23 protein-coding genes, 1 tRNA gene and 1 pseudogene are annotated in these 20011 nt (G+C 63.7%); 17 read left to right on the top strand and 8 right to left on the bottom strand.

Going from position 1 to position 20011, the window contains the following annotated elements; all coding sequences use genetic code 11:
* Positions 1-104: 104 nt before the first annotated feature.
* From polA to glgX, 4 genes are all read left to right on the top strand, one after another.
* On the top strand, positions 105-2936 hold the full coding sequence (gene polA, locus BcFMB_RS07990; RefSeq protein ID WP_099721502.1) for a DNA polymerase I: 2832 nt from the start codon (positions 105-107) through the stop codon (positions 2934-2936).
* Positions 2937-3007: 71 nt separating this feature from the next.
* Entirely contained in the window at positions 3008-3928 is a 921-nt protein-coding gene (locus BcFMB_RS07985; protein ID WP_099721501.1) for a Nif3-like dinuclear metal center hexameric protein, read from the top strand.
* On the top strand, positions 3918-4568 hold the full coding sequence (locus BcFMB_RS07980; RefSeq protein WP_099721500.1) for an NUDIX hydrolase: 651 nt from the start codon (positions 3918-3920) through the stop codon (positions 4566-4568). Before BcFMB_RS07985 ends, BcFMB_RS07980 begins: the two co-directional genes overlap by 11 nt.
* 111 nt (positions 4569-4679) lie before the next feature.
* Positions 4680-6803, top strand: coding sequence for a glycogen debranching protein GlgX (gene glgX / locus BcFMB_RS07975; protein WP_024541280.1), 2124 nt, complete (start codon positions 4680-4682; stop codon positions 6801-6803).
* A 101-nt stretch (positions 6804-6904) separates the two neighbouring features.
* Here glgX and BcFMB_RS07970 read toward each other — a convergent pair whose 3' ends face one another.
* Positions 6905-8155, bottom strand: a complete 1251-nt coding sequence (locus tag BcFMB_RS07970; protein WP_024541281.1) for a hypothetical protein — start codon at positions 8153-8155, stop codon at positions 6905-6907.
* 98 nt (positions 8156-8253) lie between these two features.
* Between BcFMB_RS07970 and BcFMB_RS07965 the strand changes: the two genes are divergently transcribed.
* Positions 8254-8327 (top strand) — tRNA-Pro (locus tag BcFMB_RS07965).
* 200 nt (positions 8328-8527) lie between these two features.
* Entirely contained in the window at positions 8528-9826 is a 1299-nt protein-coding gene (locus BcFMB_RS07960; RefSeq protein WP_198405408.1) for a tyrosine-type recombinase/integrase, read from the top strand.
* A gap of 10 nt (positions 9827-9836) precedes the next feature.
* Here BcFMB_RS07960 and BcFMB_RS07955 read toward each other — a convergent pair whose 3' ends face one another.
* From BcFMB_RS07955 to BcFMB_RS09620, 6 genes are all read right to left on the bottom strand, one after another.
* The gene (locus BcFMB_RS07955; protein ID WP_099721498.1) at positions 9837-10043 is read right to left on the bottom strand and encodes a helix-turn-helix transcriptional regulator; all 207 of its coding nucleotides are present in this window, start codon (positions 10041-10043) and stop codon (positions 9837-9839) included.
* The gene (locus tag BcFMB_RS09725) at positions 10036-10179 is read right to left on the bottom strand and encodes a hypothetical protein (protein ID WP_099721764.1); all 144 of its coding nucleotides are present in this window, start codon (positions 10177-10179) and stop codon (positions 10036-10038) included. The genes BcFMB_RS07955 and BcFMB_RS09725 overlap by 8 nt, the downstream gene beginning before the upstream one ends.
* Positions 10180-10270: 91 nt before the next feature.
* Complete coding sequence (locus tag BcFMB_RS07945; protein WP_231371471.1) at positions 10271-11455, bottom strand: DUF262 domain-containing protein; 1185 nt, start codon at positions 11453-11455, stop codon at positions 10271-10273.
* Between the two features lie 315 nt (positions 11456-11770).
* Positions 11771-12649, bottom strand: a complete 879-nt coding sequence (locus BcFMB_RS07940; protein ID WP_099721497.1) for a hypothetical protein — start codon at positions 12647-12649, stop codon at positions 11771-11773.
* A 211-nt stretch (positions 12650-12860) separates the two neighbouring features.
* Positions 12861-13619 carry a YPYG domain-containing protein gene (locus BcFMB_RS07935; protein ID WP_099721496.1) on the bottom strand — a complete coding sequence of 253 codons (759 nt, stop codon included), beginning with the start codon at positions 13617-13619 and terminating at the stop codon, positions 12861-12863.
* A gap of 103 nt (positions 13620-13722) precedes the next feature.
* Complete coding sequence (locus BcFMB_RS09620) at positions 13723-14118, bottom strand: helix-turn-helix domain-containing protein (protein ID WP_157775221.1); 396 nt, start codon at positions 14116-14118, stop codon at positions 13723-13725.
* Between the two features lie 115 nt (positions 14119-14233).
* On the opposite strand from BcFMB_RS09620, the gene BcFMB_RS07925 reads away from it, so the two are divergent.
* From BcFMB_RS07925 to BcFMB_RS09615, 3 genes are read left to right on the top strand one after another with little or no spacing between them, the layout of a single operon-like run.
* Positions 14234-14485 (top strand): helix-turn-helix domain-containing protein, encoded by a 252-nt coding sequence (locus BcFMB_RS07925; protein WP_099721494.1) that lies wholly within the window; start codon positions 14234-14236, stop codon positions 14483-14485.
* Positions 14482-15189: a hypothetical protein gene (locus tag BcFMB_RS07920; protein WP_099721493.1), complete on the top strand. Its 708-nt coding sequence runs from the start codon at positions 14482-14484 to the stop codon at positions 15187-15189. The genes BcFMB_RS07925 and BcFMB_RS07920 overlap by 4 nt, the downstream gene beginning before the upstream one ends.
* Positions 15186-15362, top strand: a complete 177-nt coding sequence (locus BcFMB_RS09615; protein ID WP_157775218.1) for a hypothetical protein — start codon at positions 15186-15188, stop codon at positions 15360-15362. The genes BcFMB_RS07920 and BcFMB_RS09615 overlap by 4 nt, the downstream gene beginning before the upstream one ends.
* Here BcFMB_RS09615 and BcFMB_RS07915 read toward each other — a convergent pair.
* Positions 15349-15600, bottom strand: a complete 252-nt coding sequence (locus BcFMB_RS07915; RefSeq protein WP_099721492.1) for a hypothetical protein — start codon at positions 15598-15600, stop codon at positions 15349-15351. The genes BcFMB_RS09615 and BcFMB_RS07915 overlap by 14 nt on opposite strands.
* Positions 15601-15705: 105 nt before the next feature.
* On the opposite strand from BcFMB_RS07915, the gene BcFMB_RS07910 reads away from it, so the two are divergent.
* The 8 genes and pseudogenes from BcFMB_RS07910 to BcFMB_RS09610 all read left to right on the top strand — a co-directional run bounded on the left by BcFMB_RS07910 (position 15706) and on the right by BcFMB_RS09610 (position 19945).
* Positions 15706-16266: a hypothetical protein gene (locus tag BcFMB_RS07910; RefSeq protein ID WP_099721491.1), complete on the top strand. Its 561-nt coding sequence runs from the start codon at positions 15706-15708 to the stop codon at positions 16264-16266.
* Positions 16266-16466, top strand: a complete 201-nt coding sequence (locus tag BcFMB_RS07905; protein ID WP_099721490.1) for a hypothetical protein — start codon at positions 16266-16268, stop codon at positions 16464-16466. The genes BcFMB_RS07910 and BcFMB_RS07905 overlap by 1 nt, the downstream gene beginning before the upstream one ends.
* Positions 16463-16834, top strand: coding sequence for a hypothetical protein (locus BcFMB_RS07900; protein WP_099721489.1), 372 nt, complete (start codon positions 16463-16465; stop codon positions 16832-16834). The genes BcFMB_RS07905 and BcFMB_RS07900 overlap by 4 nt, the downstream gene beginning before the upstream one ends.
* Positions 16835-17142: 308 nt before the next feature.
* Positions 17143-17526, top strand: a pseudogene (locus BcFMB_RS07895) (single-stranded DNA-binding protein); the annotation flags it as partial.
* 139 nt (positions 17527-17665) lie between these two features.
* Complete coding sequence (locus tag BcFMB_RS07890) at positions 17666-18394, top strand: hypothetical protein (protein ID WP_157775215.1); 729 nt, start codon at positions 17666-17668, stop codon at positions 18392-18394.
* Complete coding sequence (locus BcFMB_RS07885; protein ID WP_099721487.1) at positions 18391-18798, top strand: RusA family crossover junction endodeoxyribonuclease; 408 nt, start codon at positions 18391-18393, stop codon at positions 18796-18798. Before BcFMB_RS07890 ends, BcFMB_RS07885 begins: the two co-directional genes overlap by 4 nt.
* Positions 18795-19808, top strand: coding sequence for a hypothetical protein (locus tag BcFMB_RS07880; protein WP_099721486.1), 1014 nt, complete (start codon positions 18795-18797; stop codon positions 19806-19808). Before BcFMB_RS07885 ends, BcFMB_RS07880 begins: the two co-directional genes overlap by 4 nt.
* Positions 19805-19945 carry a hypothetical protein gene (locus BcFMB_RS09610; protein WP_157775212.1) on the top strand — a complete coding sequence of 47 codons (141 nt, stop codon included), beginning with the start codon at positions 19805-19807 and terminating at the stop codon, positions 19943-19945. Before BcFMB_RS07880 ends, BcFMB_RS09610 begins: the two co-directional genes overlap by 4 nt.
* Positions 19946-20011: the final 66 nt, after the last annotated feature.

Here is a 20011-nt window from a genome sequence, read left to right as displayed (position 1 = left end):
CCGCATCGGGATCGTGCACCCGCGACGTCGTTTCGGACGTCATAACCGCGTCCGGACACACTCTTCACGGAAAATTCATCCAACCCCAGCACGATCGGACACCCATGGACCACTCAGCAACACCACAGACACACCCGACGCTGCTCGTCGTCGACGGCCACTCGCTCGCCTTCCGCGCGTTCTACGCGCTGCCAGTCGACAACTTCAGCACGAAGGACGGGCAGGCCACGAACGCCGTATACGGTTTCCTGACGATGCTCTCCCAGGTCATCGAAACCGAGAAGCCCGACCACATCGGCATCGCCTTCGACGTCAAGGGCGGCACCTTCCGCAACGAACTGCTCACCCAATACAAAGGCACCCGCGAAGCGGCCCCCGAAGAACTGCTCACCCAGCTGCCGCTCATCCAGCAGGCACTGACCGCACTCGGCGTACGTTGGATCGAAAAACCCGGATACGAAGGCGACGACGTCATCGCCACACTCGCGACGATGGGCGAACACGACGGCTGCCGCGTCCTCGTTCTGTCCGGCGACCGCGACTCCTTCCAACTCATCGACGACGACGTGACCGTCCTCTACCCGGGCTACCACTTCAAAGACCTCAAACACATGGATCCCGCCGCCGTCGAAGCCAAATACCACGTGACACCGGGGCAATACCCCGACCTCGCCGCACTGCGTGGCGAAACCTCGGACAACATCCCCGGCGTACCCGGCGTCGGCGACGGCTTCGCCGCCAAGTGGATCAACCAATACGGCAGCCTCGACGCCATCATCGAACACGCCGACGAAATCGGCGGCAAAAAAGGCGAGGCGCTACGCGACAACATCGATCAGGTCCGCCTCAACCGACGCGTCAACGCACTCGTACGCGACCTCGACCTCGGCGTGACGATCGACGACCTCGACTACGGCCGCGTCGATGCCGGCCTCACCGAACGACTCTTCAACGAACTGCAGTTCGGCGAACGCACCCGCACCAAACTGCTCACCACCTTCAACACCGCACCCGACGACACCCCGACACCGGCCCCCGCAATCCCCACCATCATCGAACCACTCGTCGACGCCCTCACCGACACCGCATCCCTGACGATGTGGATCGAACAATACTGCCCTCCAGCCGATCCCACTGAAGAGCGACCCGACCCCACCCTCGACATCACCGCCGAATACGACCACCAAAGCACCCAATGCGCCGACGCCGTACGCCGCTCATGGACGCTCTACATCGACGGCGACGCCAAACCCGGCCACGCCAGCGCGCACATGGCCGCCATCATCGCCGGCGCACACGCCGTCGCCTTCGACCCGGCCGACCCGCGCTACCACGACACACTGCGCACCCTGCTCGACACCCACGCAGACAGCCTCAGCGTCCACGGATACAAGGAACACCTCCACATGCTCGCCGCAGCCGACCTGACCTGCCCCACCGTCCTGTTCGACACCAACCTCGCCGGCTACCTCATCGACCCCGACTTCCAAGGAGGCAGCCTCGAGGAATGCGCCGCCCACTTCCTCGACATCCACCTCGACGACCACGACGACACACCCAAACAAGGCACCCTCGGATTCGAAGACAACGACGACCAGGACGACGACCCCGCACAACGCTGCATCGACCATGCAGCCGTCGTCGCCGCGCTCGCACGCAGACTCGCACCCGAACTTGAACGCCGCGAGCAATACCCGCTGCTGCGCGACATCGAACTGCCGACCTCACGCGTCCTGTTCCATATGGAGCGCACCGGCGCAAGCGTCGACCGCGCCCGCCTCGACGAGCTGCACACGCAGTTCGCCGACGAATCGGCGCAGATGGAGGCCATCGCCGAAAGCGCCGCCGGCCGCAGCATCAACCTGCAGAGCCCCAAGCAGCTCGGCGTCGTCCTGTTCGAGGAGATGGGGCTGAAGCCGACGAAGAAGACGAAGAAGGGCGCGTACACGACGAACGCCGCCGCGTTGCAGACGCTGTACGCGACAAGCGAGGAGGGGTCGAAGGCGAACGAGTTCCTCGGCGCGCTGCTGCGGCACCGCGAGACGAACAAACTCAAGCAGATCGTCGAGACGCTCATCGACGCGATCAACCCGAAGGACGGACGCATCCACACGACCTTCACGCAGACGGTCACGGCGACCGGACGGTTGAGCTCGGTAGACCCGAATCTGCAGAACATCCCGAACCGCAACGCCGACGGCCGCGAGATCCGTTCCGGCTTCGTGCCGGGGGAGGGCTTCGTCGACCTGCTCAGCGCCGACTACTCGCAGGTCGAGCTGCGCATCATGGCCGACCTGTCCGGCGACGAGGCGCTCATCGAGGCCTTCCGCTCGGGCGCCGACTTCCACCGCTACGTCGCCAGCCTCGTCTTCGGCATCCCGGTCGACGAGGTCACGCCGGACGAACGCAGCCGCGTCAAGGCGATGAGCTACGGCCTGGCCTACGGACTGAGCACCTACGGTCTGTCGAAGCAGCTCGGCATCTCGAACGGTGAGGCGACGAAGCTGCGCGACCAGTACTTCGAGACCTTCGGCAAGGTGCACGACTATCTCGAATCGCTTGTGGCCGACGCGCGGCGCACCGGCTACACCGAGACGATCTTCGGGCGCCGCCGCTACTTCCCGGACCTCAACTCGCCGAACCGGCAGCGCCGCGACGCCGCCGAACGCGGCGCGCTCAACGCGCCGATCCAGGGGTCGGCCGCCGACATCATGAAGATCGCGATGATCCGCGCCGACCGTGCGCTGCGCGACGCGAAGCTCGCAAGCCGCATCGTGCTGCAGATCCACGACGAACTCGTCGTCGAGCTCGCCGCCGGCGAGGTCGACGAGGTGATCGCGCTCGTCAAGGACGCGATGGAGCATGCCGTCGACCTCGCGGTACCGCTCGACGTCTCCACCGGCGTCGGCACCGACTGGCAGCGCGCCGCCCACTGACCCAAGGCCTCCCGTTTCGGTGGGGCCTTTCACACTGCAAAGTAATCAGTAACTTACGAAAAGGAAGCTTCATGACAAGCCTCAAGCGAACCGTCGACGTGCTCGAGACGCTGTATCCACTGCGTTATGCGGAATCATGGGACCATCCCGGACTCATCGTCGGTGACCTCACCGATCCGGCCGACTCAATCGTGTTCGCGGCCGATCCGACGATGGACGTCGTCCGCGACGCCGTCGAAAACGGCGCGCAGCTGCTCGTCTGCCACCATCCGCTGTTCTTCCGCGCCGTGCACGAGGTCTCCGGCCGTACGTTCCGCGGCGAGATCGTCTCGACGCTCTACCGCGGGCACTGCGCGCTGTGGGTCGGCCACACGAATGCCGACGCCGCCTGGCGCGGCGTCGGCATGGCGGCGGCCGACGCCTTCGGCCTCGTCGACCAGGTGCCGATGGTGCCGATCGACGACGCGAGCACGCCGCACGCCGTCGGCCTCGGCCGAGTCGGCCGGCTGCCGGAGCCGATGACGCTGCGCGCCTTCGCCGACCATGTCGCGCAGGCGCTGCCGGCCACGCGCTACGGCATCCAGGTCGCCGGCGACCTCGACGCGCCGGTGCGCACCGTCGGCGTGCTGCCCGGCTCGGGCGACTCGATGTTCAACGAGGTGAACGCGCTCGGCGTCGACGTCTACGTCACGAGCGACCTGCGCCACCATCCGGCGACCGACGAATTGCAGCAGAGCCTGTACGAGGCGGCGATGCGCGAGGACGGCGTTCCGCTCGGGCACGGCGACGGCCATATGCGTCCCGCGCTCATCAACACGCCGCACAGCGCCATCGAATCGCTGTGGTTCTCCTACGCGCTCGAGGACGTGCCGAACGCCGTCGAGCTCGCGACCGGATCGCGCCCGCAGGTGCGCTGGAACCGCACGAACACCGACCCGTGGAACCTGTCGCTGGGCGCGAACTTCTCGAGGGGGGACGTCGATGGCCGCTGAACACGGACGGACGGACGGACGGGAGGGGAAGGTGCTCGGCGCGCGGCTCGCGCCGCTGTTCGACGCCACCTCCGACGGCATCGACATGGATGTGCCGGCGCGCATCGTGGCCAGCGAGACGAAGTACCGCGGCGCGATCTTCAGCGTCGAGGACCGCACGGTGGCGCTGACGCGCAACGGCGGCGGCGAGACGCTCATCCACAGGCAGGTCGTCGTGCACGCGCCGTGTGTCGTCATGCTCGTGCACGACATGCGCACCGACCGCTATCTCGTCGAACGCGAATACCGTGCCGGATCGAACATCACGACGATCGGGCTGCCGGCGGGACTCATCGACGCCGGCGAGGACCCGCGGCAGGCGATGCTGCGCGAACTGCGCGAGGAGACCGGCGTCATCCCCGATGATGTCGACGTCGATCCCGCCGGATCCTATTACTCGTCGGAGGGCATGACGGACGAGCTTGCGCACATCGCCGTGCTCCATCTGCATGGATGGAGTCAGGGGGAGTGCCGATTCGACGCCGACGAGCACGTCGAATCGGCATGGGTCGACTGGCCGACGCTGCTGACGCTGCCGATCACGGCATCGAACTCGATCATCGCGATACAGCACGAGCGGATTCGCCGCCTGGGTGCATGACGCGGACGCGAGGCCGCCTATGCGCGGCCTCGACACTATCCGATGGACGAAACTCACGAAGGCATGGCGTGGATGTGCCATACTGAAAGCATGCAGACAAGACCTGGATCCATGTACCCGCTCGGAGCAAGCTACGATGGAGCGGGAGTCAATTTCGCACTGTTCTCAAGGATGGCCGAGAAGGTGGAACTGTGTCTGTTCGACGAGCAGGACAACGAGACCCGCGTCGAGCTGACCGAGCAGAACTCGTTCGTATGGCATATCTACATCCCCGGCATCCAGCCCGGCCAACGCTACGGCTACCGCGTCTACGGGCCGTACAATCCACACAACGGCGAGTGGTGCAATCCGAACAAGCTGCTGCTCGACCCCTACGCGAAGGCGACCGAAGGCAACATCGACGGCGATGAGAGCCTCTACTCCTACTGGTTCAACGACGCCGACAACCCGGACGACATGAACGACCTCGACTCGGCGGGGCACACGATGAAGTCGGTCGTCATCAACCCGTTCTTCGACTGGGACAACGACCAGCGCCCGAACATCTCGTATTCGGACTCGGTCATCTACGAGGCGCATGTGCGCGGCATGACGAACCTCAACAAGAACGTGCCGCCGGAGATCCGCGGCACCTACGCCGGACTGGCGCACCCCGTCGTCATCGACTACCTCAAGAAGCTCGGCGTCACGGCGATCGAGCTGATGCCGATCCACCAGTTCATCAACGACCCGTTCCTGCAGGAGAAGGGGCTGGGTAACTACTGGGGGTACAACACGATCGGCTTCTTCGCGCCGCACAACGCCTACTCGAGCCAAGGGCAGCGCGGCGAGCAGGTCAACGAGTTCCGCTCGATGGTCAAGGCGTTCCACGCTGCCGGCATCGAGGTCATCCTCGACGTCGTCTACAACCACACCGCCGAAGGCAACGACAAGGGCCCGACGCTGAGCTTCAAAGGCATCGACAACCTGTCCTACTACCGTCTCGTCGACAACGACAACCTGCACTACTTCGACACGACCGGCACAGGCAACTCGCTGCTGATGCGCTCCCCGCACACGCTGCAGCTCATCACCGACTCGCTGCGCTACTGGGTGCAGGAGATGCACGTCGACGGATTCCGCTTCGATCTGGCGGCGACGCTCGCCAGGCAGTTCCAGGAGGTCGACAAGCTGTCGGCGTTTTTCGACATCGTCGAGCAGGATCCGGTCATCTCCCAGGTCAAGCTCATCGCCGAGCCGTGGGATCTGGGCTCCGGCGGCTACCAGGTCGGCGGCTTCCCGCCGAACTGGTCGGAATGGAACGGCCGCTACCGCGACTGCGTGCGTGATTTCTGGAGGTCGCAGCCGGCGACGCTGCCCGAGTTCGCCAGCCGCATCATGGGCAGCTCCGACCTCTACCAGCACAACGGCCGCAAGCCGGTGGCGTCGATCAACTTCGTGACGGCGCACGACGGCTTCACGATGAACGACCTCGTCAGCTACAACAACAAGCACAACGAGGCGAACGGCGAGGGCAACCGCGACGGCGAGAACAACAACCGCTCGTGGAACTGCGGCGTCGAGGGGCCCACGACAATCCGCGACATCAACGAGCTGCGCCACCGCCAGATGCGCAACATGTTCTCGACGCTGCTGTTCAGCCAAGGCATCCCGATGATCTGCGGCGGCGACGAGGTCTGCCGCACGCAGCTGGGCAACAACAACGGCTACTGCCAAGACAACGAGATCTCGTGGACGCATTGGAACCTCAAGGACTACCAGCGCGACATGCTCGGCTTCGTCTCGAAGCTCATCCATCTGCGCCTCGAGCATCCGGTGCTGCACCGGCGCCGCTTCTTCACCGGCCGCGAGGCGGACATGCCGGCCGGCGCACTGCCGCAGGTCGAATGGTTTGACCACAACGGCACGATCATGGACCTCGAGGCGTGGCATAACGCGCACGCGCTGTCCATCATGGTGTTCCTCAACGGCGGCGACATCCCGGAGACCGACTGGTACGGCAACAAGATCGTCGACAACGACTTCATCCTCATCTTCAACGCCCACTACGAGCCGATCATGTTCACGCTGCCGGACGAACAGTACGGGCGCAAATGGAAGCTCGTCGTCGACACGCACAATCCGGACGGGCCGGAACTCAACTACGAGGCCGGCTTCGCGATCACCGCGCAGTCGCGCAGCTTCCTGCTGCTCATGAGCGACGACAAGGATGACGGCGACGCCATCTTCGGCTAGCGCGTCGTCCTCATGCGCGCCGGCGACGCGACCGCGCATGAGGGATATGGAGGGCCCCGATGTCCGTATCGGACATCGGGGCCCTCCATATGCCGTCGCCGTCAGTTGCGGGCGAGCTGCGACGCGACCTGCTGACGCTGCTCGTTCGTGTCGACCTGCGCGGCGAGCACCGGCGAATTGGTGTCGGTCAGGACGGTGTTGAATCCGGAGCTCTCCTCGTCGCTGATCAGGTTGTCGAGCTTGTCGGTGTTGACGACGTCGTGCGCGATGAGCTGCTGCTGGATGCGGTCCGCCTCGATCGCCGCAATCTGCCGCGAAAAGCCGATGAACCATCCGAGGAACAGCATCGCCGCAAGCGCCTCGACGTTCGTGAGCGTGTTCTCGCCCTGCAGCCATGAGACGCCGGCGATGACGCAGACGAGGATTGCGATGTCGGAGATGACGAAGAACGCGCGGCTGAGCTGCGGGGCGAGCCATGGGAGCGCGATGAGCAGGGCGAACATGACGCAGGGCATGCCGCGGGCGAACACATTGTGCAGGATCGGGTGCGGCGTGTAGCGGAAGGTGCCGATGCCGATGAACGCGATGCCGGAGAGCGTCAGCAGGATCGACAGCAATGTGATGCGTACCTTGAAGCGGGGGATGTGGTAGGAGACCTGCGGGTTGCGGATGCCGATGGAGCCGTTGGGGCGGACGACCTGGTAGGTGGCGATGAGTTCGGAGATCGCGAAGTAGGTGATGATGATGATCGACAGGCCGCCGAAGACGAGCGTGATGTTGAACATGCTTGCGGCGAAGGTCGTGCGGTCGCCGAGTTCGGAGAAGTTGTTGCGGAACCAGTGGGGGTCGTTCGTCGTCGAGCAGGCGGTGCCGACGCCGGCGACGACGAAGAACGGCAGCAGCGAGGCGAGCGTCTTCGCGTTCATCAGCTCGGCCTGCACGAAGGTGAGATAGCCGCAGACGCCGGCGAAGGTCGCGGTGAGCGCCGGCAGGTACATTTCGAAGATCGCCTTGCCCATCATCGAGTTGAGCACCCAGAACAACGTGTAGCTCGTCAAGAACAGCGTGACCGCGTAGACGAAGGACAGTGCGACGATCTCGAAGGCGCGGCGCAGATGGACCGCCCACATGACGTGTTCGTTGAGCGTCCTGATGCGATGCGTGTATCCGGTGACGAACGAGATGACGCCGCAGGCGGCGACGAGTGCGGCGGCGGCCATGAATCGACGTTGGGACAGCTGCCAGATGGCGGGCGCCCATCGCAGATAGGCCATGATCGCGAGGCCGCCGGCCACCGCGCAGCAAAAGAACGAGATTAAGCCGGCTGATTCGGCCCTCTGATGACGTTTCATGGTTTCCCTTTCCGGTACGACACTCCACATTGTAACGAGGTGGCCGCAAGTCATGGTATTATTTCTTCTTGTGCCTGAAGGCGGGTGCCTTGGCATGACGGGCTGTGGCGCAGTTTGGTAGCGCGTCTGCTTTGGGAGCAGAATGTCGCAGGTTCAAATCCTGTCAGCCCGACTTCATTATTCGAGGCCATCCCCACGGGATGGCCTCATTGCAATGGTTCCAAGGGGTGGCGGCCGTTTCCGCCAAAAACGGCAAATCGGGTTTTTACCGCTTTTTGCGCGTTTCGAGGGGCTTGAGATGGGACAATTGATGGGACACGAAAACGGATGGGACACGGTTTGTCCCATCGGCGCGGACAGGAGCGACACGTCATGGGCAGACGATTCGGCACCATCAAGTACCGTCCCAACAAGGAGCATCCGAAGTACATCTCGGCCTCGTACCCCACACCGATCGAGGCGCGCGAACTCGACCCCACGCTGCCAGAACGGCAGTCGCGCAACTTCCCGCTGTCAGCCGAGATCGATGCACGCGCATGGCTCGAGGCCGCCCGCAAAAGGATCGAGGCCGGCGCATGGCAGCCCGACCGCGACGTACGGCGGCAGAAGGTCGCGTCGACCATCACCTTCGGCGAATACTTCCCGCAATGGCTCGCCGCCCGCACCCGCGCCGACGGCACGCCGCTGCGCGCATCCAGCCGCTCACGCCTCGACCGCGACGCCGCGAACCACGTCCTGCCGTACTTCGCCCACGTCCGTCTCGCCGACATCACCCAATCGATGGTCGACCGATGGCTGGCGACACTGCCCGCAGACCAGCCCTACGTACGCGCCCACGCCTACAAGGTCGTCCGCGCCGTCCTGCGCACGGCGTCCAAGCCCGGCGACGACGGCGAACCGCCGCTGATCGCCGCATACCCGCTCACCAGAGGAGTGGCCACACCCAAGCGCGAAGGTGCGACTGTGCCGGCTACCCCGCAGGAGGTGCACGCCATCTACAAGGCCATGCCGCCCGAATACCGCATGGCCGTCTACCTCGCCGTCTTCTGCGACGGCCTGCGCATCGGCGAGGTGTGCGCATTGCAGCGCGGCGACATCGACTTCGCCCACCGCATCCTGCACATCAGGCGCGGACGCCTCACCGAGGACCCCGACAGCAAGGTCGGCCCGCCCAAGACCGCCAACTCCATCCGCGACGTCAAGATTCCGCCGCAGCTCATCCAGACGCTGCACGACTTCCTCGACGACCACGTCGAGGACGGTGACGACGCATGGCTCTTCCACGGCGTGCGCGACCACACCCAACCGGTGCACCCCAACACCATCCGCACCCACTTCGACCACGCCCGCCGCAAGGCCGGACGCCCCGACCTGCGATTCCACGACCTGAGGCATTCGGCCCTCACATGGCTCGCCGCCGAAGGCGCCACCCTCAAGGAGCTCATGGAATCCGCCGGACACAGCGACGTCAGCGCCGCCATCCGCTACCAGCACGCCGTCGACGCCCGCCGCGACGCGCTCGCCGAGAGGATGGGGGAGAAGCTCATGGCCGAGGACACCCCCGAGACCGTCATGGCCCGTATCCGCGACATCGACCGCAAGATCGCCGAACTCGAAACCCTCAAAGCCAAGGAGAAGCTCCTACTCCAGCGCCTCATGCAGGACATGTGACGGACACGGGTCAGCTGTCGGCGTGCTTGCGCGGCCTGCCGCCGCCCACGCCGCGCCCCGGTCTCGCCGCGTTCCACGCGTCGACCGTCTCCGCCTTCCAGCCACGCGTACGACCAATGTACGCATCCGGCTTGGGCAGCTTCAGATTGAGCAGGCCGCCGGGAGTGATGCCGAGCCGCTCGGCGACCTGCTTCACTCCCAGATACCGCTCAGCCACGCCTCGCGCCTCCCATCCGCGAGAACACCGCGGCGACGACCGCGCACCCGAACGTGATGAGCCATGGCCACGCGAACCATGCGCTCGCGGCCGTGCCGAGCGCGAACACCGCGCCCACAATCGATTCGTACCTCATGATGCCTTTCGACATGACCATGTGCGGAGATAGTCTGGGGGAGAGGGTTCTGGATACTACCGATTATTCGGAACCCCTTGATCTTCAGGTCTCATTCTGCTGTGTTGTTCTTCATGTAGAACTCATAGGCCGCGTCGAAACCGTCGGTGAACAGCAGGTGGAGGATCTTCATGGCCTTGAGGTACGTTGCCCGAGACGACACACGTGATGTACTCCAGAACAAGGCGCGGTAGACGGGGGCTTTTCGGCGTTCGAAATCGTCCTTGTCTGAGGTGTATTCATCACCGAAGTACTTGGCGAACGCAACCTGATCCGAATCGCTCGTGTTGAATGCCGCGAGTTTCGCGCATAGCCCGCTGATGTCCTGTACCTTGGAAAGCGCGTCATTGGTGGAGAAGAACCCCGGATAGGCGAGGGACAATCCGAATAGGAGCTTGAGGAGGCGCTTGGATGAGCGGATTTTCCCTATCGGGTTGGGCAACGACGAGATAGCTATGATACCGGAGTTGAGGTTTTCCACGGCTTCGGTCTGATCCACGTTCAACTGTTTCATTGACTCGACAAACGAAATCACGGCCTTGTCTCCGGAGTTGACCTGCAGCTTATCGAACCAGGTGCCGAGCACTGAATAATACACTTTCTCCAGCTCTGCACGCTTGTAATTCTCGCAGCCGACTCGGTTCATGAAACGTTCGGTGGGAAGCCTGTCGAAAAATGGGCTCATAGGATTGTCAGGGAGCGCGTTGATGATTTCTCCGGCACGCAGCTTCTCCTGATTCTGTAGCACTTTGAAGTAATCTCGAATCTGCGCCGGGTCGGCCGACTGCATCGTATATACGGGAATATTGTACGTATTGAAATTCATCTGGATGCTTGCGGGAAGATCGCTGAACGCAAGACGCTTCGCTCTGTCCATGCGCGCAAGCCCATCGGGGTCGGAATCGCCGACGATGAGCTTGATTATCTCCTTTGCCGCGGTCGAGTTCTTTTTGCTGAGCCGGAACCACTCGTCAGAACTGTCAATCCACTGGGACACGTTTCCGCATTCCATGAACCGGAACAACGTCGTCAAACGCTGCTTCCCGTCCACAAGCTCGCGTGAGGCGTTATTCATATTAGGGACAGCGAGATCGTTGATGACGATATTGCCGATAGGGTAATTGAGGATGACGCTCAGTATCAGCTGATCCTTGTAGTCGTTGGACCACACGTATCCGCGCTGGTAATCAGGTGAGATGTCGAGCCCGTTCGCGCGAACGTTCTTGATCTGAGCCATCAGGGATATGACAGGCATCGATGCTGGTGTGATGTTCAATCGGCGGAAAGTCATAGCCTAATCCTTTCAGACAACTCCAAAATGTTTAGAATCTAGTATATCATATCCCATAGAATCTGGAAGTTGTCTACACGTGTATGAGTATGGAACACTTGAATACCAGCAATCTCAGCTAACCTGAACCGTAGTCCGAACGCAAAAGCGGAAAATAAGAATCTAAACAAATATAGCCGAAGTGCTCGAGATGACCACGCAGATGACGCCGCCTCCGGATCCACCTTGGAGGCGGCGTCATAGAGAGTCTCCGATGGTTCGTCAATGTTGCTTCTCGTAATCGGGTAAATGTACCGTCACTTCGTACTTCTTGGTGCCACGCTTGATGCGTGCCAGGCACATCGCGCCTTCTGATGGCACCTGACCGTACTGGCGGCGTCCCTGCAGCGGAGTGAGATATCCGACGTCCACACCGTCCAGGGCGAACCACAACGTCGGTTCGCCCTTGCTCTTCCCCTTGGGTATGAGGCCACGTCTCACGGTCATCCAGACAAGGGCGTCGTCCTCGTACCGTTCAAGAACCTCCTGCGCGATCTCCTCGCCGGACAGCGCGACAGTGCGCGACGCCTTCAGTTCGCGCAGTCCCGATGGCCTGCGATTGCGCGGCACATATCGCGATTCGCTCTGAACGTCGCAGACTTTCCGGACCTCCACGCGTAGCTCCGGCAGATCCGCTGAGAACTGGCCCTGGCACACCATCGTTACCGAGTCCAGGCCATCTACAATCTGCGAGAACACCACGCAGCACGTGCGCCCCCTATAGGAGAACGCCGTACCACCGTCACTGCGCTTGCTCCAAGTGCTACCGGTATATGTACTGTGCAATGTCGTCGCGTCGCTTCGGCGCATGGAGATGCGCTCACCCCGCCTCAGCTTCGGTAGCCCCTTCCATGTGTACGTGTAGACCTGAGCGGTCCTGACGCTTGCGGCTTGCAAGCGTCGATTTGCCTCCCGCACGTCTTTGACCCACTGTTTGGACTGATCATGCGAGGAGAATATGTCACGCCGCGACAGACCGCTTGTATCCGGCAGCTCGGGAGCAAGCGTGGAAAGCCGCTCTCCCAAACGCGACTCCTGCTCCGCAGTGAGCGCCGGCTCCTCGGGCTCGTTCTTTCCAAACAACCAAGACAGCAACCCCATTGTGCGGCCCCTTTCTTCCCACGACGCCCCAAACAACCTGCGCCTTAACCCACCCCGCGACCGTATGGCGCGAGGATCAGCGCCGCGACAACTCGGAGCTGAAAACTATTCCTCCTCGCACACCGAATCCTCAGCCTTGATCCGATCCGCCCAGGCATCGATATCATCCGCGCCATCCGCGGATGATATCGCTAAGCCGCTCATGTAGTCGTCAGTAGACGTTGAATTCGATCACTTGTGGACTTGCGGTGGTGCCTGTGACGCTGCACTCATACGTCAGCCCCTTTGCAGTGGCGCCGTACTCGTTGGTCACATCTACGGTCGCTTTATAGAACCATGTGTCCGCGTTCTTCGGCGTGAAGTCTTGGATGACACCCATGATGTCGTGTGTCTTGAAGCCGTAGGGGTACATGTTCTTGCCGTAAGTGCGGCATGCGGCCAGTGCTGCCGTTGTAGACAGCTTCTTGGAAAGGGTCTCTTCCTCCCGCTCTTGCTGCTCCTTGGCTTCGATGTTTTTGCGGGTTTGCATGGTGAGGTTTACCTTGCCGTCCTTGACTCCGGCGGAAGTGACGACCCATTCAATGCCCATCTCCTTATCCGTACTGAGTCTCGACTCGTCCATGTCGGTTCCGTTTTCGGCTGTGAGGGTGCCGAGGAATCCATCCTTTTTCAGCTCGGCGACGGCCGCCGTGCCCTCTTTGCCCTGCATGGTCTTCGCGATGTCCGCTGCGGTCGGTTTGGTGCTTTCCTTCGGGGATTCAGCCACCTGAGGTGATTTCGTCGTCGTCTTCGGTGTCGGCGTCGTTGCCGTTGCCGACGCGGATGTGGTGACCGGTTGCGATGCCGTGGACTTTGAATCCTTGCCTCCATTGCCGCCGCACGAGGCGAATATGCACAGAAGAATAATGATGGCGGCCCAGAACCACCACGTCTTCCAGATCGGCTTGCCTTTCGCTGCTCCGTTGCTCATGATTATCTCCTTCTCTGAACGACGCCCCAAACAACCTGCGCCTTAATCCACCCCGCGGCCTTATGGCGCGGAGATCAACGCCGCAACGGTGCGGCGCTGAAAACTATTCCTGCTCCTCGCGCACCGAATCCTCGGCCTTGATGCGCTCGGCCAGATCATAGATGTCGATGCCGTTATCCGCGTCCGCGAGCGCAGCGGATGCATCATCAGTGGCAGCAGTGGACAGATCTTTTGGCTGTCCCATTTCCTTTGTGAGGCGTTCGTAGGCAGCGTCCATGATTGCGCGCGGATCGGCTCCGATGAGTTCGCATGTGTTGAGGAACGCCTCAAGCGGCATTGACGGTTTGGCGTTCAGCCAGCGTGAGTATCCGGAGCGTGAATGTCCGAGTTTGTCGGCAACGTCGCCCTGCGATATTTCTTTTCTCGCAAATTCCGCCTTCAACTCTAGACCGATGAGCTGAGCGAATCTGCTATCTCGTGTAGATGCATTTTTGCTCATGCAAGCATTTTAGTACTTGGAATCGCTAACTGCAATTCACGCAGAGAGTCGTTTGTTGCTCATATGTGAAACGCCGGCGTTGACATTTGGTCATGTCTGCAATATCATTGCTCACATGAGCAACGTTAATGCAGACTTCGGCCATAAGGCAGAGATGATTATCCACGACAAGGGCATGACCAAGAAGGCGGTCTCCGAGAAATCGGGAATCCCCTACAGCAGTCTGAACTCCACCTTGAAGGGATATCGGGCTGTGACGCTCGAATTCATTATCGCGCTCGCGGAGGCGGTCGGCGTCGTCCCCTCCGAATTGCTCCCGTCTCAGTTTGCTCCGACGGCGCTCGCGTCCAAGGAGGAATCGAAATGACCACGACGACACATGACATCGGCATCAGCTGGATGGACTGCCCGGTATGCGCCGAGCTGCACCGCGAGGTCGAGCGGGCGGACGCCGAGGCGGACAAGGCGTGGGAGACGTACTCGTCCGTCGATTTCCAGTACCGCGAGGCGCGCGACGACGGCCGCGTGGGCTTCGGCACCAAGGCGTGGACCCAGTGGCACGACCTGCTCGACCAGCTCCTGCACGCCTACTACGACGCCGCGGACGCCCACCGCGCCCGCCTCGAGGCGTGGGGCGAGTCCATCCGCGAACATGACGAGCCGCAGACGACGGCCGAGACGCCGGAGAGGAAGGTCACTATCTCCAAGGCCGACGCTGCCGACGAGCTCGTCAACGTCTACGGCGGCCACATCGACCAGTGGCTCAAGGCGCTGCGCGAGCGCAGCTTCGCGCAGACCGCCGAGCCCATGCCGCGGGACCGCGACGCGTACGAACGGCTGTGGTACGGCGACGTGCCGGAAATCACGCTGCCGCCGAGCTTCGCCGGCCTCGACGCGATGACGCTGACCCACTGCGCCCGCGCCATCGGCTTCTATCTGCGTGTGCTGAAACAGTACGCGCCAGTCTCCGACGATGCGTCCCACGTGGCGCACCGCCTGATGGACGCCTTCGACGACGCCGCCGAAGCACGAGAGACCGCGCTCGTGGGCGGGGAAGGAGAGGAGAAATGAGCGTGGACCAGCTCAAGCGCATGTGGCTCGCCGGCGTCAGGATGCTCGGATACGGCATGGCCGTCGCGCTCGCGGGAGCGTCGTTGGCCGCCATCGTCAAGACGGTGGTGAAGGCCAACGACGACTACCGCATCGACAGGATGTTCGAGGACCTGTTCGTCAGTACACCCTAGCGGGAAGCGGCTGCGGCTTCTGTTCGTCCATGTACCAGTACGCGAGCCGTGCGGGATTGACCATCACATCCACCGGATCGCTTCCGTCTTCGTTGACGCTGGCATGAACGGACAGCACGCCATTCGTCTTCGCCGCGGTGCGCAGCTTTCCCGGAAGATGCTCGTCCTTATCCTCCTGCCGGATGTAGAGCAGCTTCTCGTCGGCTCCAGGCAGTCCCAAATGCAACACATCCATCATTCCAATACTTCCTTTCCCGCCTTGCGACGGCTTGATTTTTGGTTAGCACCCACCAGTCTATGCGAGGCGGGAAAGGACCCCACACCCATCAGAAAGGCCCACACCATGAACACCGCGGCACTCAGCTTCGAGCCGCTCACAGACCTGCCCGACGAGGACCTGACCGCCGAGGCGGCCACGCTCGACGGCGTCATCCCGCTGCTGTCCGACCGGATCGGCGACCTGGCACGCCGCAACCAGCACGGCGAATGCTCCCCGCAGGAGACCGACCTGCTCGACCTGCTGACCACCGTCATCGCCGACTGCCGCGAGCGCCTGCACGACATCAGCGTCGAACAGCGGTCGCGCGTCGTCGCGGATCCGGGCGAGACGACACCACGGGAGTGCGCGACGCCTGCCGCCGCATGCGACGACGACATCGCCGACGACGAGGCGTGCACCATCCCGGAGACCACCGTGTTCGCGTACGACGCCAAGCAGGGTCGCTGCCGCTCCTTCCGTTTCGGCGGCATGCTCGACACGGCGGCCGCGTGCGCGCAGGCGAACCGTGACGGCTACCTGGCCGGTCTTAAGGACGTGCGCGATCTCATCGACGGGATGATCGCCGATCACGACGAGGACACGGACGGGGGCGACGAGGCGTGCACGGACGAAGGGGGTGTCTGATGGAACAGGTCCTGCATATCAGCGCCGAACCCATCTCGCTGCGCGTCAAGGACGCCGCCCGCTACATGGGCGTCAAGGACCCCGACTACGTGCGCGCCCTCGTCGACCAGGGCTACCTGCGCGCGCGGCGCGCACCCGGCACCAAGACGCTGCTCATATCCGTCCAATCCATCCACGACTACCTAGGAGACCGAAGATGACCACCCGCAACCACACCGACCACACCGACGGCCCGATCACGGAGCCGGCTCCCACCCGTCCGGCGCGTCTGCTTGCCGTGCTCAGCGTCCCCGCCGCCATCGCATCGTTCCTCTACGTGGCATGCGGCGTCGGATTCTACCGCGCGCCGTGGGGATACACGATCGCATGGCTCACGCTCATCGCGTCCCTCGCCTACGGACTGCCCATGCTCGACGTGACCATCGACACCGTCGCCGGCGCCTGCAATCGCGTCAAGCGCGGCATACTCCGTGCGAAACGGGCGCTCGCGGGCGTGCTCCGACATAAGTCTTCCGCGACCATGCCTCAGGTGCGTGTGGTGCGCGGGACGGCAAAGGCCAAGCCGTAAACACCAGATAACCGAAAACAGCGGCCGTCAATGAGTACACCGGCGGCCGCACGGGGCCGTGCAAGAGCCCCATCCGCATACCGCCGCGGCTTCTCTCTACTTTCCCCGGCGGCGGGATGCGTGGTGGAGGAGGGTGCGATTCCCTCCCGGCCCACTGCGGACGCGTCAACGTCACCCACGGCCGATGATAGCCCGGCGCGTGGGAGCGATGGGTGCGCGACGGTGCCAATCCCGCCCCGTCCCTCACGCGGGGATACTCCACGCACCCAGCGCGTCCGCACCACACACATTCGAGCAAAGGAGAGCACATGGCGGGGGAGACCATCATCACCGTCGTCGGCAACCTGACGCGCGACCCTGAACTGCGCACCGTCGGCAGTGGCTCGACGGTCGTCAACTTCACGATCGCCTCGTCGACGCGCACGTTCAACCGGGGCACCAACCAGTGGGAGGACGGCGACACGCTGTTCCTCAACTGCTCGGCATGGGACTCGCAGCATACGGCGCTCGCGAGCAACATCGCGCACAGCCTGTCCAAGGGCATGTCCGTCATCGCTCAGGGTCGTCTGACGCAGCGTTCGTATCAGGCTCAGGACGGCTCGCAGCGCACCGTCGTCGAACTGCGCGTCGAGGACATCGGTCCTTCGCTGCGGCGCGCGACCGCGCAGGTGAACCGCCAGGGCGCGAACGGATGAGCGCCGTATCAGGGCGGCGCCACACGTTCGGCGTCGTCGGCGGTGTCGGATCCGTGGGCCGACGACAACGGTGACGGGTTCGGTACGGCGTTCGGTGCCCGCGCCGACGCAGACGACTTCTAAGGAGGTGGCGTTGATGGTTGCCAGAATGCACCAGCCGAACATCCGGCTGACGACGCAGCAGCGCGCCGAAGCGGTGCATCAGTGGCGCAGGAAGCACGAGTGGGCGAAGCGGCTCAACCCGTACAAGCTGCTGCGCAAGCATCCCGAGATGAGCGTCGCGGACGCGTTCGAGCAGCTGCGCGACGAGAGCGACATCGAGCTGATGCGGCTACGCGAACGCCTGCACATCGGCGCCGGCACGACCGACGACGAGCACGACGAGGCATGCGAGGGCGCGGAGGAGACGCAGACGGGACCGTCGCCCGCGCACCGCCTGTACCGCACCGCCTACGGCCGGCTCGAGGCATACGAGCAGGCGCAGCTGCGCATGCTGCTCGACGCCGCCGGCGCCGCCGACGTGGCGCGCGCGCTCATGGACAACCCGCGCCGCTGCGCCAACGAACTGCTCGCGCTCGCGGACCGGAAGCCGGTGGATCTCGAACACGACTGGCTCGACATGCTGCCCGCCGACCGCACGCCAAGACGCCATCCGTCTCCCGTGGGCGCCTTCCTCGCCGACCTGCGCGCCCATGAGGGCAAGTGGCGCATGTGGGGCAGGCCCGACACGCGCGGCATGGCGCTCACCGTCGCGCAGGAGCTGCGCGCACGCGCCGGCGCCGGCTTCCATGTCGCCCTACGCGTCATCGACGAGGACGGCCACACGGCCGTGTTCGCCTCCTGGCATCCCAAGGAACGGCCATGAGCGGGCGCGTGACGATCGGCGTCGACGTGCCCAAGGCATGGCTGCTCAGGGCCAACGGCGGACAGGGGAACGTGTACGCGAACGCGCAGCGCGCCAAGCACCTGCGCCACGCCGGCTACGTCGCCGGCCGCGACTGGCTCGCCCGACATCGCGCATGGAGGCGCGACCTGCGCGTGGACGTGGAATACGAGATGCACTATCCACGCCGCCCGCCGCGCGCCGATCCCGACAACCTCGCACCCACCGTCAAACACCTCGTCGACGGCCTGACCGACGCCGGAATGTGGGCCGACGACGACTACACCCACCTGCGCCGACGCACCTACACGATGGGCACGCCCACCCGCCGCGCCGGCGTATGGCGCATCGACATCCACATCACACCAGCCAAGGAGCAATCATGAGCCAGCAGAAGGGCTACGCACGCCTGAGCAACGACCTGTGGCGCTCGCCAACCGCGATGAAGATGCTCGCGGTCAACCCCGCCGCGCTCGCGTACTACATCGCCGCGATCAGCTACGCCTCCGACAACTTGACCGACGGCCGCCTCGACGAGACCGTCGTGCGCTACGTGCTGCGCGTGCCCGACGACGTCATCGACTACCTCGTCGACGAAGGTAAATGGGAACCCGCCGCCGACGGCGGCTGGATGATCCACAACTATGCCAAATGGCAGAACAGCCGCGCCGACATCGAGGCCGCACGCGCCAAGGACCGCGAACGCAAGACCCGCAGACCCGCCACGACACCCACCAAAAAGGATTCCGAACGGAATCCGCACGGAATCCAACCGGACGCCGACGTGAATCCGACCACTCCTTTTAACCAAAACCAAAACCAAAACCAAAACCAAAACACTTCCTCTCACGAGGAAGTAGGGGAGGCACGCGCGAGCGCGCCCGCCACCGCCGCCGCGGAGACGAGAAGCGAAAGCGAACTGATCGACGTGTGGGAGCCCGACGCGTCCTGCATCGCCTACGCCGACGAGCTCGAGCGCGCCGGGCATCCCAGAGTCGACCTGGGCGCGCTCGCCACCCGCTTCCGCCGCAAACTGCACGCCCGAGGACTGGCCGCCTACAAGCTGCGAGCCACACCCAAAGCCCTGAGTGCGGAGTTCTGCACGTGGATCGACACCGAAGTCACGATCCTCACCCAACAGCCCAAACCCGCCGCACAGCCGACCCGCCACATGGCCGAGTCGTCCGCGCACCGGCACACATGGGACTGCGACCACGTGCAGGCCCGCATGAGCCCGCACGAAGCCGACTACGACCACGAACGACACGGATGGGGCGCATCCGACTGGATGACCGCCTGCGCCGCCGAAGCCGATCGTCTCAACCAAGCCGAAGGCCTCACCGACCCGACCGACGAACCCGAACACGCAGCGCTCGCGGAAGGGGGCGCCGCATGAGCCCGCTCTTCGCGTTCTGCCTCGGCGGCCTGACCGCCTGCACGCTCATGCGCATCGCCATCAGCATCACCCACGGCATCCAAGACCACCGCGAGCGCCGCCGCGATGAGCGTCGAGACGGGACGGGGCCGCGATGAACATCCTCGCCGTCCTCACCGTCATCCTCGCCGCCCTCACCGCGCTCGCGATCTGGGCCGGATGGC

The sequence above is a fragment of the Bifidobacterium choerinum genome (assembly GCF_002761235.1).
In the GTDB taxonomy this organism is placed as follows: Bacteria; Actinomycetota; Actinomycetes; order Actinomycetales; family Bifidobacteriaceae; genus Bifidobacterium; species Bifidobacterium choerinum.
Note: the sequence above shows the minus strand (reverse complement) of the source record. Positions and strands in the feature narration are given on the sequence as shown.